Raw genomic sequence first — 14,205 nt, forward strand, 5'->3', positions numbered from 1 at the left:
GGATCTCTGCGTTCCTCTGCGTCGCTCTGCGCCTCTGCGGTGAATGCGTTTACAGCTCGCCGTAGCTGTGCAGCCCCGACAGGAACATGTTCACGCCGAGGAAGGCGAAGGTGGTCACGGCGAGGCCGACCAGGGCCCACCATGCGGACACCGTGCCGCGCAGGCCCTTCATCAGGCGCATGTGCAGCCAGGCCGCGTAGTTGAGCCAGACGATCAGCGCCCAGGTCTCCTTCGGGTCCCAGCTCCAGTAGCCGCCCCAGGCCTCGGCCGCCCACAGCGCGCCCAGCACGGTGGCGATGGTGAAGAAGGCGAAGCCGACGGCGATCGCCTTGTACATCACGTCGTCGAGCACCTCCAGCGAAGGCAGGCGCTCGGCGATGCGCCGGCGCGCGAACAGGATGCCGCCGACGATCAGCGCGGAGACGCCGAAGTAGGTGAGCCAGTAGGCGCTGCTGCCCTGCGCCGCCGGCCGGAACACCAGGGGCAGGACAGTCAGGAACACGCCCAGCGCCCACAGGGGCGTGAGCCGGACCCAGCGCGTTTCGCCGGAGTGCTGCTTGACCAGGTAGGCGAAGGAGACCATCGCCGCCAGCGAGAAGGTGCCGTAGCCGATGAAGTTGGCGGGCACGTGCAGCTTCATCCACCAGCTCTTGAGCGCCGGCACCAGCGGCTGGATCTCGTGCGCCTCGCGGGCGAAGGAATACCAGAGCAGGAAGCCGACGGCGGCGCTCACCACCAGCATGACGAAGGCGCCGAGCGCGCGCGTGCCGTACTGCTGCTCGAAGTACAGCCAGAACGCCGTCGTCATCCAGCAGAACAGGACGAAGACCTCGTACAGGTTGCTGACCGGGATGTGGCCGATGTCCGGGCCGAGCAGGTAGCTCTCGTACCAGCGCACCATCGTGCCGATCAGGGCCATGCCCACGGCCACCCAGGCCAGGCGCGAGCCGATCGCCTCCATCGCCGCGCTCTGGCCCCGCGCGAACATGGCGATCCAGTAGAAGACCGTGCTCATGACGAACAGCACGCTCATCCAGAGGATGGCCGACTGGCTGGACAGGAAGTACTTGAGCCAGAACACGCTGTCGGCGCGCCCGAGCTGGCCCTGGTAGGAGCTGATGCCCAGCAGCGAGAACGCGGCCACCGCCAGCATCAGGGTGCGCAGCGGCCGCCAGAACCAGCCCAGCCAGATCGCCGCGGGCATAGCCGCGAACAGGATGCCCTTCTCGTACACGTCCATGTACTGAGCGTACTTGCCGAAGGCGTAGAGGCCGCCGGCCACCACGATGGCGGCGAACAGCCAGTCGAGCCAGTTGCGGCGGGCGAGGAAGCCCTCGTCCAGCGTGATCGTGGTCGTCGTGGTGGTGGCGGTGTTCATCGCTTGTCTCCCAGGAGCCGGTCGCGCAGCCGGTCGAATTCGCGGTCCACGTCCAGCAGCTTGCGGTTGCTGGAGAGCGCCATGCGCGCCTGCGAGCCCGCTTCGCCGGGGCTCAGCCAGACCCAGAGCCGGCGTTCCCGAACATACAGCATGGCGAATACCCCCAGGATGAGCAAGGCGCACCCCAGGTAGACGATGTAGTGGCCGGGCGAACGCGTCACCTGGAACACGCTCGCCTGCACCTGCTTGAAGTCCTTCAGCTCGAAGGCCATGGGCATCGGGTAGGCGTGGACGTCGCTGAGGGCCAGCACGGCCTGCGTCATGAAGGCCTGCGTGCGCTCGTCGCGCGGCAGCGGCTTCAGGCCGGCGCGCTCGCGGCTCACCTGCGCGAGCTCGAACAGCGCGCCGTTGAGGATGCGCACCAGCACCTCGCCGGCGCGCGGGCGCTCGCCCTCGGGCACGTTGCCCTCGATGAATTCCGAGACGGCCTGCAGCCCGCCCGGCGCGCGGCCCGGCGTGGCCTCGGCGCCGGCGAACAGGGCCAGCGCGCGCGCGGTGGAAGCGGTGAGCTGCTTCGCCAGTTCCGGGCGCGACGGGTCGGTGGCCATGCGCGCGTAATTGCGGACCGCCTCCTCGCGCAGCGCCGGGTCCGCCAGCGCGGCGCGCAGGCGCAGGAAGCCGTCGAGCCCGCCCTGGTCGTCCGCCGGCAGCCGCAGGTAGCGGAAGCCGTCGGCCGGCGAGTCACGCATGCCGAGCAGGAAGACCGGCACGCCGTCGCCCAGGTCCATGGGCAGCATGTAGTTGTGGAATTCGCGCGCCTGGCCGGCGGCGTCGCGCAGCTTGTAGGTGATGCTGGGACCCACGTTGCGCAGGTCCTTGCGGGTCGCCGTCTTGTTGGCCGCGCCCAGGCGCGCGTCGAGCGCCGAGCGCAGGTCCACTTTGCGCGGGTCCACGCCGCCGCCGCTGGCGTCGCCGATGTTCTCCACGTTGATCACGCGCAGCGCCGTGTATTCCAGCGTCATCTTCTGCGCGTCCGGCCCCGCGCCGCGCGCGAGCTCGGTGGAGCCGCCGATGGTGCCCTGCACCTCGAAGCTGCGGTTGCTGCCGTCCAGCGGCACCGACTTCAGCGTGACGGCGGAGCCGCCGTCGTCGAAGCTCGATTGGTAGATCTCGATGCCGCGGTGGCTCACCGGGTGGTTCACTTCCACGCGCGCCGGGATTGCCTCGCCGGTCTCGCGGTCGTGGATCACGATGTCGCTGGCGAACAGCTTGGGCATGCCCGTCGAATAGTGCTCCACCACGAACTTCTTCAGCTCGATCGAGAACGGCAGTTCCTGCAGCAGGATGCCGTCGGACTGGTTCAGGATGGCCGTGGACGACTGCGTGCCCTCGGCCACCAGCAGGTTGCCGCGGAAGGTGGGGTTGCCGCTGGAGAGGCGGTGCTGCGGCGGCACCTGCGAGATCATCCCGCCGCCGGTGTAGGGGACCTTGCCGCCCAGCCACATCTGCGCGCGCACCATCAGGTCGCCATCGAGCAGGCCGCCCAGGCAGACCAGCACGATCGCGCTGTGCGCGGCCAGGTAGCCGAGCTTGTGCGCGCCGCCGGCGCGCGCGGCGACCATCCAGCCGTTGCCCCGCTGCTGCAGGCGCACTTTCCAGCCGCCCTTCGCCAGCGCCTGGCCGACGCGCTGCGCCTCGGCCTCGGGCGTGCCGGCCAGCGTGCCTTCGGCCCTGTGGTGGAAGGCGAGCAGCGCGTTCTCGCGGATGTTCTCCTTGTACGACTTGAGGTCGGACAGGATCTTGGGCGTGTTGCGCGCGATGCACAGCGACGTGCTGACCACCAGGAAGGCCAGGATCAGCAGGAACCACCAGGCGCTGTAGACGGCATTGAGCTTGATCGCCAGGAACAGGTCGGCCCAGAAGGGACCGAACTGGTTGACGTAGTTGGGCAGCGGTTCGTGCTGCTTCAGCACCGTGCCGATCACCGAGGCGATGCAGATCACCGTCAGCAGGGCGATCGCGAAGCGCATGGAAGAGAGGAGCTCGACCAGTCCCCGCACGCGGGCGGAGCCGCTGCGCAGCGGCTCCGTGCGGGGCGGGAGGTCGGCGGTGGTGGTGGTCATCGAAGCGCTTCGCGAAGAAAAAAGGCGGGCCCTCGTGCCGAGGCGCCCGCCTGTCTTGGTTTCGGGTGGAGCCGTTTAGTTCAACAACGGCCCTTGATTCAGCGCAAGCCCGCCACGTAGTCCGCCAGGGCGCGGATCTCGTGGTCGTTCAGCTTGGCGGCGATGTCCTTCATCTGCGGGCTGTTCTTGCGCAGGCCGTCGCGGAAGGCGACCAGCTGGCTGGCGGTGTATTCGGCGTGCTGCCCCGACAGGCGCGGGTACTGCGAGGGGATGCCGGCGCCGTTGGGGCTGTGGCAGCCGGCGCAGGCCGGGATGTCGCGGTCCTGGATGCCGCCGCGGTAGATCTTCTCGCCGAGCGTCACCAGGTCCTTGTCCTTGGCGAAGCCGGGCTTGGCCTGCTGCGCGCCCAGGTAGGCGGCCACGTTCTTCATGTCCTGCTCGGTGAGCTGGGCGGCGAAGCCCTGCATCACGGGGCTGGTCCGCTTGCCGTCCTTGAAGTCCAGCAGTTCCTTCACGAGGTAGGCGGGGTGCTGCTGCGCCAGCTTGGGGTTGGCGGGCGTGCCCGAGTTGCCCCCGATGCCGTGGCAGGCGGCGCACACGGCGCCGAAACGCTGCTCGCCCAGGGCCGGGTCGGCGGCGGCGGGCGCAGCCGGCGCGGGAGCCGCCGCTGCGGGCGCCGGGGCCGCGGCCGGGGCACCGGCGGCAGGCTGCTGGGCCCAGTTCGGGAGCGCGGAAGCGGCCAGCACGGCGGCCAGCAGCAGGAAAGCGGGCGTCTTGGTCACGTTTCTTCGATTGGATTGGCGCACAACCACGGGATTCTACAATGCCCCACTTCCCCCTCCTTCCCTCTCGATGACCACTGCCCCGGGCCCGCGCGCCCCTGCTCCTTCCGCCGCCGCGCAGGCGGTGGCCTGGCTGCACACGGCCCGCTTCCTCACCACGGCCCCGCGCCTGGAGCACCTGCCCGTGCACGACGTGCCCGAGGTCGCCTTCGTGGGCCGCTCCAACGCGGGCAAGTCCACGTGCATCAACACGCTCACGCAGCAGAAGCGCCTGGCCTTCGCGTCCAAGACGCCGGGGCGCACGCAGGCGATCAACCTGTTCGCGCTGGGCAAGCAGGGCGTCACCGACGCGGTGCTCGCGGACCTCCCCGGCTACGGCTATGCCGCCGTGCCCAAGGCCGACAAGGTCCGCTGGCAGCAGGTGATGGCCAATTACCTGGTCACGCGCGAGAACCTCGCGGGCGTCGTGATGCTGGTCGACCCGCGGCACGGCCTCACCGAACTGGACGAGATCCTGCTCGAGGTGATCCGCCCGCGCGTGGAAGAGGGACTGAAGTTCCTGGTGCTGCTCACCAAGGCCGACAAGCTCAATCGCGCCGAGCAGGCCAAGGCGCTGTCCATCGCGCGACTGCAGACCGGCGGCGGGGAGGCCAGACTGTTCTCCGCGCTCAGGAAGCAGGGCGTGGAGGAAGCCTCGCTCCTCCTGTGGCAGTGGACCCATCCCGAGGAGGAGCCGCCGACATGAACATCGAAACCTGGCAGCAGGCGCTTCCCCACGGCATCACGCTCAGTTGCCGCGCGGCCGGGGAGCGCGGCCGCCCGGTGCTGATGTTCCTGCACGGCTTTCCCGAAGCGGCGTTCGTCTGGGACGCGCTGCTGCGGCACTTCGCGCAGCCCGCGCACGGCGGCTATCGCTGCGTCGCGCCCAACCTGCGCGGCTACGAGCGCTCGTCGCAGCCGGCGGACGTCTCCGCCTACCGTCCCCGGCACCTGGTGCAGGACATCGTGGCGCTCGTGGAGAGCGAAGGCGCGCCGCTCGCCTGCCTGGTGGCGCACGACTGGGGCGGCGCCGTCGCCTGGAACCTCGCCAACCAGCAGCCGCAGCTGATGCGGCGGCTCGCGATCATCAATTCGCCGCACCCGGGCACCTTCCTGCGCGCGCTGCGCGAGAGCCCGGCGCAGCGCGAGGCCAGCGCGTACATGAACTTCCTCGTGCGGCCCGACGCCGAGCAGCTGCTGCGCGCCGACGACTACCGCCGCCTGCTCGCCTTCTTCACGCACTGGGGCCCGGCGCCCTGGCTCACCGAGGAGGTGAAGGCGCAGTACCGCGCCGTGTGGGACGAGAGCCTCACCGGCGGCCTGAACTGGTATCGCGCGTCGCCGCTGCGGCCCGCGCGCGAGGGCGACCCGGGCGCGAGCGCGATCACGCTGCCGCGCGAGATGCTCACGGTGGACGTCCCGACGCTGGTGCTGTGGGGAATGCAGGACACGGCGCTGCTGCCGGAACTGGTGGACGGGCTCGAGGACTACGTGCCGCGCCTCACGCTGCGCAAGGTGCCGGACGCCTCGCACTGGATCGTGCACGAGCAGCCGGGGCGCGTGGCGCGCGAGCTCGAGGACTTCCTCTCTCAGTAGACCGGCGGCTCGCCCGGCGGGCGCGTCTTGAAGCGCTTGTGCACCCAGTAGTACTGCGCGGGCATCTCGTCGATGTAGTCCTGCAGCCGGCGGTTCATGAGCGCCGTGTCCGCCTCGGCGTCGTGGCTCGGGAAGCCCGCCCAGGCCTCGTGGACGCGCACCTCGTAGCCGCCGGGCGTCAGGCGGCAGACCACCGGCACCACCTTGGCACGGCCCAGGCGCGCGAAACGCGAGAGCGAAGGCACGGTGGCGGCCGGCACGCCGTAGAAGGGCACGTAGATCGACTGGTGCTCCCCGAAGTTCATGTCCGGCAGCAGGTAGAGGACGTCGCCGGCGCGCAGCGCCGAGACGATGCCGCGTACGCCGTCGCGGCGGGTCAGGATCCGGGAGCTGCCGAAGCGGTGTCGCCCGGCGAGCACCCAGGCGTCGACCACGGGATTGCTCTGCGGCGTGTAGATGCCGACGAACTGGCGCCGCACCTGCTGGCTCATGGCGCTCACGCCGGCGTCCAGGCCCACGAAGTGCGGCACGAACAGGATGGTCGGCTCCTGGCCCGCCAGCTCGCGCACGGCGCCGGTCAGCACCACGCGGCGGCGCACCACCTCCGGGTCGGCGTGCCACAGCCACGCCCGGTCGAGGAAGGACTGCGCCACGTTCACGAACACCTCGCGCGTGACCTGCCGCCGCTGCGCCGCGCTCCACTGCGGGAAGCACAGTCGCAGGTTGACGTCCACCACCTTGCGCCGCGGCCACACCACGGCGTACAGGAACAGGCCCAGCCCCTTGCCCAGCGCGCGGATCCAGGGCAGCGGCAGCGGCGCGATCGCCCGCATGAACAGGACCCCCAGCCGGCTGAGCGCTCCGCCCATCATGCGACGGCCTCCTCGCGCGGGCCCTTGTAGCGCGCATAGCCCCAGAGGTATTGCGTCGGGCCGGCCCGCACCATGCGCTCCATCTCGGCGTTGACCTCGCGGGCGGCGGCGACCGGATCGCGCGCCAGCTCGGCCTCGAAGTGGCGCACGTGCACGGTGTAGCCGCGGCCGCCCGGCAGGCGTTCGCCCCACACCAGCAGCAGCGCGGCGCCGGTCTGCTGCACCAGGCGCGCGGGCAGCGTCATCGTGTACGCGTCCCGTCCGAAGAAGGGCGCCCAGACACCCAGGCCCTTGGGCGGCACCTGGTCGGGCAGCAGCCCGACGGCCTCGCCGGCCTTGAGCGCGCGCAGCATCTGCCGCACGCCGGCCAGCGTGGTGGGCACCGCCGTCATGTTCTCGCGGCTGCGCGAGGTGGCCACCAGCTCGCGCAGCCAGGGCTTGCGCGCGGGGCGGTACAGGACCGTGATCGGCCCGAACTGCGCGGCGTACGAGCGCGCCGTCACCTCGAAGCAGCCCAGGTGCGGCGTGAGGAAGACGACGCCGCGGCCCTGCGCCCGCAGCGACTCCACGAGCTCCGCCTGCTCCCAGTGCACCCGGGGCATGGCGCCGAACCACAGGCGCGGCGTCTCGGCCACCAGCTTGCCGGCCTCGGCCACGGCCGCGCGCACCTGGCCGAAGCCGTAGCCAGCCTGGCGCGCGTTGGCGAGGAAGCGGCGCCTGTAGGTGGGCGAGGCGAGGAACGTGAGCCAGCCCAGCCCGGCACCGGCAAGGTGCAGCAGCGGCAAGGGCCAGGCGGACAACAGTTGGAAGAGACGTTTCACCGGGTATAGAATGCCTGCGTCGCCGAGTTACGGAACTACTTGCAGGGCGACTTGAAAAAATTCTGCTAAAGCGTTCGCCCAAGCTCCGGCAGAAGGCAACGCGCCTTCGACAACCCACGGAGTATCTCAAATGGCGAACGACTTCCTCTTCACTTCCGAGTCTGTTTCGGAAGGCCACCCCGACAAGCTGGCCGACCAGGTTTCCGACGCGATCCTCGACGCGATCTTCGCGCAGGACCCGCGCAGCCGCGTGGCCGCCGAGACCCTGGCCAACACGGGCCTGGTGGTGCTGGCGGGCGAGATCACGACCAACGCCCACGTCGACTACATCCAGGTCGCCCGCGACACGATCAAGCGCATCGGCTACGACAACACCGACTACGGCATCGACTACAAGGGCTGCGCCGTGCTCGTGGCCTACGACAAGCAGTCGAACGACATCGCCCAGGGCGTGGACCACGCCTCCGACGACCACCTGAACACCGGCGCCGGCGACCAGGGCCTGATGTTCGGCTACGCCTGCGACGAGACGCCGGTGCTGATGCCCGCGCCGATCCACTACGCGCACCGGCTGGTGGAGCGCCAGGCGCAGCTGCGCAAGGACGGCCGCCTGCCCTTCCTGCGCCCGGACGCCAAGAGCCAGGTGACCATGCGCTACGTCGACGGCAAGCCGCACAGCATCGACACCGTCGTGCTGTCGAGCCAGCACAGCCCCGAGCAGAGCGACGGCAACAAGATGAAGCCCTCCTTCGTCGAGGCGGTGATCGAGGAGATCATCAAGCCGGTGCTGCCCAAGGAGTGGCTGAAGGACACCAAGTACCTGATCAACCCGACCGGCCGCTTCGTCATCGGCGGCCCGCAGGGCGACTGCGGCCTGACCGGCCGCAAGATCATCGTCGACACCTACGGCGGCGCCTGCCCGCACGGCGGCGGCGCCTTCTCGGGCAAGGACCCGTCCAAGGTGGACCGCTCGGCCGCATACGCCGCCCGCTACGTCGCGAAGAACATCGTCGCCGCCGGCCTGGCGCGCCAGTGCCAGATCCAGGTGGCCTACGCGATCGGCGTGGCCAAGCCGATGAACGTGACGGTCTACACGGAAGGCACGGGCGTCATCCCCGACGACCAGATCGCCTCGCTGGTGCACGACCACTTCGACCTGCGTCCGAAGGGCATCATCCAGATGCTGGACCTGCTGCGCCCCATCTACGCCAAGACCGCCGCCTACGGCCACTTCGGCCGCGAGGAGCCGGAGTTCACCTGGGAGCGCACGGACAAGGCGGCGGCGCTGCGTGCAGCGGCCGGCCTGAAGTAAGCAGGGCTCAACGGGCGGCAGCGGTCGTCTGCTGCCCGTAATCCTGCCGCTTCATCGCCACGTAAGTGCCGCGATCCATCTCGCGCAGCTGCTTCGGGTAGCGCTCCGTCGCGCTGAACCACTGGTTGATGCGCTTGTCCACGCGCTGCTCCTGCGGCGCGTCCAGCGTGTCCAGGTAGGCGTCGATCGCCAGGTAGTAGCGCATCGCGTTGCGCTCCACGGCCCCGCGCAGGCCGTTGGTGGTGAAGCCCACCTTGCTCGCGCCGGCGGTCGCCAGGTAGGCCTGCATCGCGAACTTGCCCACGCCGCCGTAGCCGTAGGCGTAGTTCATGTGCATGAAGGTCTTGCCGCCCTCCAGCGGCACCGCCTCCACGTTCACGCGGTAGTCGCGCGTCCCGAACGGGCCCTCCGCGGCGTTCAGCCGGGTGGACAGGTAGTCCTCGCCCGCGGCGCCGGGATTGAAGCGGAAGCTGATCGGGTAGGTCTGCTCGATCGGTGAATTCCACTTGCGGCCGATGCGCACCGTCAGCCGCTGGCCCTGCGCCTGGCAGGCCTTGGTGTTGAAGGGCAGCAGCATGATGTCGCACCAGGCGCCGGGGTCCTGCAGCGCGTCGCGCACCTGCGTGAACGGGTGGTCCAGCACCGCGTACACGTCGCCGCGCAGCGTGTTGCTGCTCTCGGCCGAATCGATGAACAGCGGCCGGCCATAGGCGTTGTCCTGCAGCTGCGGCTTCAGTTCCGCGTGGCGGGCGTGCAGCGCGCCGGCGTCGGCCTGGGCGGCCAGCGAGCCGAGCGCGAGCAGGCAAGCGGCGGCCAGGCCCGCGATGCCGCGGGGGAGTCGGAGCATGGGCTTCATGCGTGTTTCCTGTGCGGATCGGCTTCGTCTTCCAGGTGCGAAGCCTCGGTTGGCGGGGCGGCCGTCCCGGTCGTCTCCGACTCTTCTTCCAGGAAGGCCTGGACGTCGAGCTGGATGCCGCCCATGAACAGCGAATGCGGCGCCACCTCGTAGAGGTAGCGGCCGCGCGGGTGCAGCACCAGGCGCATCCGCAGGCGCGGGTCCGTGATGCCCTCCCAGGCGCGGATCAGCCGCGCGCGCACCAGGTTGTCCGGGCACTGCAGCGACTTGAGCTTGTGGTAGTTGGACGCCAGGGCGACCGCGTCGAGGTACCAGGCCGACTGCTTGTTGCGCGCCAGCAGGTTGGCCGAGAGGTCGATCTCCAGCGTGAGCAGGTTGCCATCGGCCTCCAGCACCAGGTTCCGGCCCAGGAGTCCGCCGTTCGCCTCGCCGTACTTGTACGCGAGCTGCAGGTGGGAAGGTGTCTTGCGCAGCGAATATTTCATGGGCTTCACCCGATGGGGTCCAGCGTGCTGCACGGGGCACTGCCGCCATGTAGGACGGTGCAGTGAAAGCCTGTGCGAGCGCTCAGCCTTGCATGGCGCGGCGCCGCGCCCGACGTTTCCTACACCGCTTGTGGAGGTTTGGGCCACGGGCTGGCTCGGCCAGCACCCCAAGATCATGGAAACGTCTTAACCCACCCCACACAAGGAGCAAGCGATGGCTGAAGAACGCGAAGACCGCGACCTGAACCGCGACCCGATCACCGACGAACCCGGCGCGCACCCGATCGGCACGGGCGTGGGCGCCACCGGTGGCGCCGTGGCCGGCGCCGCGGCCGGTTCGATCGCCGGGCCGGTGGGCGCCGCCGTCGGCGGCGTCGTCGGCGCGGTGGTCGGCGGCCTGGCCGGCAAGGCCGCGGGCGAAGCGCTGAACCCCACCGCCGAGGAAGCCTTCTGGCGCGAGAACTACGACAAGGAGCCGTACTACGAGAAGGGCCGCAGCTTCGAGGACTACAGCCCGGCGTACCGCCTGGGCCTCTCGGGCCGCGAGCGCTACCCCGATCCCTGGACCAGCGTCGAACCGCGCCTGGCCTCCGAGTGGGAAACCACGCGCGGCAATTCCACGCTGAACTGGGACCGCGCGCGCCCGGCGTCCGAGGCCGCCTGGACCCGCGCCGACGAGCACTACCGCCTGCAGGGCAGCGATGCGCGCAGCTACGTGAGCGGCATGGACAGCGGCACGCCCATGAGCCACCCCAACGGCGGCGCATCGGCGGCGGGCACGGCGGGTGCCGTCGGCGCCATGCAGCAGGCCGGCAACGACAAGGGCACGGACAGCGACGTGGTCGACGTGCTGAAGGACCTGGTGGAATGCTGCAAGGACGGCGAGTACGGCTTCCGCGAGTGCGCCGAGCAGGTCAAGCGCGAGGACCTGAAGACCACCTTCCTGCAGCGCGCCGACGACTGCCGGCGCGGCGCCCAGGAACTCAACGAGTGCCTGCGCAGGTACGGCCACGCCACCGAGGACAGCGGCAGCACCATGGGCGCCATGCACCGCGGCTGGGTGTCGATCAAGTCCAAGCTGATGTCGTACGACGACAAGGCGGTGCTGGAGGAAGCGGAGCGCGGCGAGGACAACGCCAAGGCCCGCTACGGCAAGGCGCTGCAGAAGAACCTGCCGGCCGACGTGCGCCAGGTCGTCGAGCGCCAGATGCAGGGCGTGCAGCGCAACCACGACCAGGTGAAGATGCTGCGCGACCAGTTCCGCGCGGCTTCCTGACGGCCCGGCGTTGAGCGACAAGTCCGCCCTCCGCACCTATCGCGCCAAGCGCGACTTCGACGCGACGCCGGAACCGGCGGAGGGCGGCGAGGCGAACGAGTCCGCGCGCAGCTTCGTGGTCCAGAAGCACTGGGCCACGAGGCTGCACTACGACTTCCGGCTGGAGCTGGAAGGCACGATGAAGAGCTGGGCCGTCCCCAAGGGCCCCAGCTACGACCCGCACGACAAGCGCATGGCGATGCCCACCGAGGACCATCCCATCGCGTACAACCGCTTCGAGGGCACCATCCCCGCCGGCAACTACGGCGCGGGCAAGGTGATCATCTGGGACAAGGGCACCTGGATCCCGCTGGAGGATCCGCACAAGGGCTGGCGCGACGGCAAGCTCAAGTTCGAGCTGCGCGGCCACAAGCTGCACGGGCACTGGACGCTGGTGCGCATGAAGGGCCGCGGCAACGGCCGCGAGGATCCTTGGCTGCTGATCAAGGAGCGCGACGGCTTCGCCCTTCCCGCGTCAGAATTCAGCGTGGTGGACGAGATGCCCGACAGCGTGCAGTCCCTCGCCGACCGGCCCCAGGCCGTGCCGGCGCCGGGCGCCCGCGCCGCTGCGCCGGTGGCCGCGAGCAGCGGCCCGCCCGCCGGCGCGCGGCCGGCCGCCCTGCCCGAGAACCTGCAGCCCGAACTGGCCGTGCTGGTGGACGAACCGCCGGACGATCTTGACGCCTGGATCTTCGAGATCAAGTTCGACGGCTACCGCATGCTGGCGCGCGTGGAAGGCGGCGACATCCGGCTCGTCACCCGCAACGGCAACGACTGGACGGCCCGCCTGCCCGGCCTGCTGAAGGCGCTGCGCGCCATGGACTTGCCGGACGGCTGGTACGACGGCGAGATCATCATGCCGGGCGCGGACGTGCCGGCGGACTTCCAGGCGCTGCAGCGCGCCTTCGATTCGGCGCACACCGAGCGGATCGTCTACTACCTGTTCGACCTGCCCTACTGCGCCGGGCAGGACCTGCGCGACGTGCCGCTCGCCGAACGCCGCGCCGTGCTGCAGCGGATCGTCGAGCGCAAGCCGCACGCGAACGTCCGCTTCAGCGAAGTCTTCGACGCCCCGCCCGGCGAGCTGCTGAACTCCGCCTGCCGCCTCGGCCTGGAAGGCGTGATCGCGAAGCGGCGCGACTCGGCTTACGTGTGCCGGCGCTCCAGCGACTGGATCAAGCTGAAGTGCAAGCTGCGCCAGGAGTTCGTGATCGGCGGCTGGACCGACCCGCAGGGCGCGCGCACCGGTATCGGCTCGCTGCTGCTGGGCGTGCACGGCGACGACGGCAAGCTGCGCTACGCCGGCAACGTGGGCACGGGCTTCAACGAGCAGACGCTGCGCGCGCTGCGCAAGCAGCTCGACGCGCTGGCGGCCGGGCGCAAGCCCTTCGACAGCGGCACCGGCCTGCCGCGCCAGGCCCACTGGGTGCGGCCCGAGCTGGTCTGCGAGGTCTCCTTCGGCGAGTGGACGCGCGACGGCAAGGTCCGCCATTCCGTCTTCCACGGCCTGCGCTCGGACAAGCCGGCCGAAGGGATCTCGCGCGAGCCCGTGCTGCACGAGCCGCCGGCCGACCAGCCGGCGAAGGCGCGCAAGCCGGCGAAGAAGAAGGTCGCCACGCCGGCCGCCGCGCCCGCGGGCGCTCCCGCCGCCGCCAGCGCGCTGCCGGCGGGCCTGCGCGTGAGCAATCCCGAGCGCGTGGTCGACCCGCAGAGCGGCATCACCAAGATCGAGCTGGTGCGCTACTACGCGCTGGTCGGGCCGCTGATGATGGAGCACCTGCGCGACCGGCCGATCGCGATGGTGCGGGCGCCGGACGGCATCGAGGGCCAGCTGTTCTTCCAGAAGCACCTGGACCGCTACCGCATGGAAGGCGTGGAGTCGCTGGACCCGAAGATCTTCCCCGGCCATCCGCCCATGGTGAAGATCGCCGAGCTCCGTGGCCTGCTCTCGGCGGCGCAGATGAATGTCATCGAGGTACACACCTGGAACGGCGTGGTGCCGACCATCGACCGCCCCGACCGCATGACCTTCGACATCGACCCGGGCGAAGGCGTCGGCTGGCCGCAGATCCAGGAAGCGGCGCAGCTGGTGCGCGCGATGCTGGAGGAGCTGCAGCTGCCCTGCTTCCTCAAGACCAGCGGCGGCAAGGGCCTGCACGTGGTGGTGCCGCTGAAGCCGCAGTTCGACTGGGACACGGTGAAGGACTTCTCGCAGGCGGTCGTGCAGCACCTCGCGCGCACGCTGCCCGACCGCTTCGTCGCCAAGAGCGGCGCGAAGAACCGCGTGGGCCGCATCTTCATCGACTACCTGCGCAACGGCTACGGCGCGACGACGGTGTGCGCCTGGTCGGCGCGGGCCCGCCCCGGCCTGGGCATCTCGGTGCCCGTGCGCTGGGACGAGCTCTCCGGCCTCAAGAGCGGCGCGCACTGGACGGTGGCCAGCGTGCACACCCGGCTGGACCAGGGCAATGCGCCCTGGGAGGATTACGCCAAAAGCCGCGCGACGCTCGCCGCCGCGATGAAGAAGCTCGGCTTCGAGCGCTAGGAGCCTGGGCGGCAGAGCACTTTGAGGCTCCCTCCCCCTCTGGGGGAGGGTCGGGGTGGGGGCGCTCCGTCACGACTCGCG

Annotated in this window: 12 protein-coding genes; 5 read left to right on the forward strand and 7 right to left on the reverse strand. The window is 70.3% G+C overall.

The genetic code is table 11. The annotated features are described in order from the left end of the window. Nucleotides 1-49: 49 nt before the first annotated feature. From ccsB to ACY0MJ_RS01880, 3 genes are all read right to left on the reverse strand, one after another. Nucleotides 50-1,378, reverse strand: a complete 1,329-nt coding sequence (ccsB, locus tag ACY0MJ_RS01870; protein ID WP_462636564.1) for a c-type cytochrome biogenesis protein CcsB — start codon at nucleotides 1,376-1,378, stop codon at nucleotides 50-52. After that, on the reverse strand, nucleotides 1,375-3,501 hold the full coding sequence (locus ACY0MJ_RS01875) for a cytochrome c biogenesis protein ResB (protein WP_462636565.1): 2,127 nt from the start codon (nucleotides 3,499-3,501) through the stop codon (nucleotides 1,375-1,377). The genes ccsB and ACY0MJ_RS01875 overlap by 4 nt, the downstream gene beginning before the upstream one ends. A 98-nt stretch (nucleotides 3,502-3,599) precedes the next feature. Then, on the reverse strand, nucleotides 3,600-4,283 hold the full coding sequence (locus ACY0MJ_RS01880) for a c-type cytochrome (RefSeq protein WP_462636566.1): 684 nt from the start codon (nucleotides 4,281-4,283) through the stop codon (nucleotides 3,600-3,602). A gap of 70 nt (nucleotides 4,284-4,353) precedes the next feature. On the opposite strand from ACY0MJ_RS01880, the gene yihA reads away from it, so the two are divergent. Together yihA and ACY0MJ_RS01890 are read left to right on the forward strand one after the other, a co-directional pair. Further along, nucleotides 4,354-5,028 carry a ribosome biogenesis GTP-binding protein YihA/YsxC gene (gene yihA, locus ACY0MJ_RS01885; RefSeq protein ID WP_462636567.1) on the forward strand — a complete coding sequence of 225 codons (675 nt, stop codon included), beginning with the start codon at nucleotides 4,354-4,356 and terminating at the stop codon, nucleotides 5,026-5,028. Continuing rightward, nucleotides 5,025-5,918, forward strand: coding sequence for an alpha/beta fold hydrolase (locus ACY0MJ_RS01890; protein WP_462636568.1), 894 nt, complete (start codon nucleotides 5,025-5,027; stop codon nucleotides 5,916-5,918). Before yihA ends, ACY0MJ_RS01890 begins: the two co-directional genes overlap by 4 nt. Here ACY0MJ_RS01890 and ACY0MJ_RS01895 read toward each other — a convergent pair. Both ACY0MJ_RS01895 and ACY0MJ_RS01900 read right to left on the reverse strand, forming a co-directional pair. Continuing rightward, the gene (locus ACY0MJ_RS01895) at nucleotides 5,912-6,787 is read right to left on the reverse strand and encodes an LpxL/LpxP family acyltransferase (RefSeq protein WP_462636699.1); all 876 of its coding nucleotides are present in this window, start codon (nucleotides 6,785-6,787) and stop codon (nucleotides 5,912-5,914) included. The genes ACY0MJ_RS01890 and ACY0MJ_RS01895 overlap by 7 nt on opposite strands. Continuing rightward, complete coding sequence (locus ACY0MJ_RS01900; RefSeq protein ID WP_462636569.1) at nucleotides 6,787-7,611, reverse strand: lysophospholipid acyltransferase family protein; 825 nt, start codon at nucleotides 7,609-7,611, stop codon at nucleotides 6,787-6,789. Before ACY0MJ_RS01900 ends, ACY0MJ_RS01895 begins: the two co-directional genes overlap by 1 nt. Before the next feature lie 130 nt (nucleotides 7,612-7,741). Between ACY0MJ_RS01900 and metK the strand changes: the two genes are divergently transcribed. Then, a complete protein-coding gene (gene metK, locus ACY0MJ_RS01905) occupies nucleotides 7,742-8,923 on the forward strand; it encodes a methionine adenosyltransferase (protein ID WP_462636570.1) in 1,182 nt (393 codons plus the stop codon). A 7-nt stretch (nucleotides 8,924-8,930) separates the two neighbouring features. Here metK and ACY0MJ_RS01910 read toward each other — a convergent pair whose 3' ends face one another. Next, nucleotides 8,931-9,779, reverse strand: coding sequence for a hypothetical protein (locus ACY0MJ_RS01910; RefSeq protein ID WP_462636571.1), 849 nt, complete (start codon nucleotides 9,777-9,779; stop codon nucleotides 8,931-8,933). Next, complete coding sequence (locus ACY0MJ_RS01915) at nucleotides 9,776-10,264, reverse strand: hypothetical protein (protein ID WP_462636572.1); 489 nt, start codon at nucleotides 10,262-10,264, stop codon at nucleotides 9,776-9,778. The genes ACY0MJ_RS01910 and ACY0MJ_RS01915 overlap by 4 nt, the downstream gene beginning before the upstream one ends. Nucleotides 10,265-10,478: 214 nt before the next feature. Between ACY0MJ_RS01915 and ACY0MJ_RS01920 the strand changes: the two genes are divergently transcribed. Further along, nucleotides 10,479-11,540: a ferritin-like domain-containing protein gene (locus tag ACY0MJ_RS01920; RefSeq protein ID WP_462636573.1), complete on the forward strand. Its 1,062-nt coding sequence runs from the start codon at nucleotides 10,479-10,481 to the stop codon at nucleotides 11,538-11,540. Between the two features lie 10 nt (nucleotides 11,541-11,550). After that, complete coding sequence (gene ligD / locus ACY0MJ_RS01925; protein WP_462636574.1) at nucleotides 11,551-14,124, forward strand: DNA ligase D; 2,574 nt, start codon at nucleotides 11,551-11,553, stop codon at nucleotides 14,122-14,124. Nucleotides 14,125-14,205 lie beyond the last annotated feature (81 nt).

Source organism: Ramlibacter sp. bp-362 (assembly GCF_054956735.1).

Excerpts from the sequence above, each read along its gene's own strand:
- ccsB (WP_462636564.1), bottom strand. The coding sequence starts at position 1,378 with ATGAACACCGCCACCACCACGACGACCACGATCACGCTGGACGAGGGC.
- ACY0MJ_RS01895 (WP_462636699.1), bottom strand. The coding sequence starts at position 6,787 with ATGGGCGGAGCGCTCAGCCGGCTGGGGGTCCTGTTCATGCGGGCGATC.
- ACY0MJ_RS01910 (WP_462636571.1), bottom strand. The coding sequence starts at position 9,779 with ATGAAGCCCATGCTCCGACTCCCCCGCGGCATCGCGGGCCTGGCCGCC.
- metK (WP_462636570.1), top strand. The coding sequence starts at position 7,742 with ATGGCGAACGACTTCCTCTTCACTTCCGAGTCTGTTTCGGAAGGCCAC.
- ACY0MJ_RS01875 (WP_462636565.1), bottom strand. The coding sequence starts at position 3,501 with ATGACCACCACCACCGCCGACCTCCCGCCCCGCACGGAGCCGCTGCGC.
- ACY0MJ_RS01920 (WP_462636573.1), top strand. The coding sequence starts at position 10,479 with ATGGCTGAAGAACGCGAAGACCGCGACCTGAACCGCGACCCGATCACC.
- ACY0MJ_RS01890 (WP_462636568.1), top strand. The coding sequence starts at position 5,025 with ATGAACATCGAAACCTGGCAGCAGGCGCTTCCCCACGGCATCACGCTC.
- ACY0MJ_RS01915 (WP_462636572.1), bottom strand. The coding sequence starts at position 10,264 with ATGAAATATTCGCTGCGCAAGACACCTTCCCACCTGCAGCTCGCGTAC.
- yihA (WP_462636567.1), top strand. The coding sequence starts at position 4,354 with ATGACCACTGCCCCGGGCCCGCGCGCCCCTGCTCCTTCCGCCGCCGCG.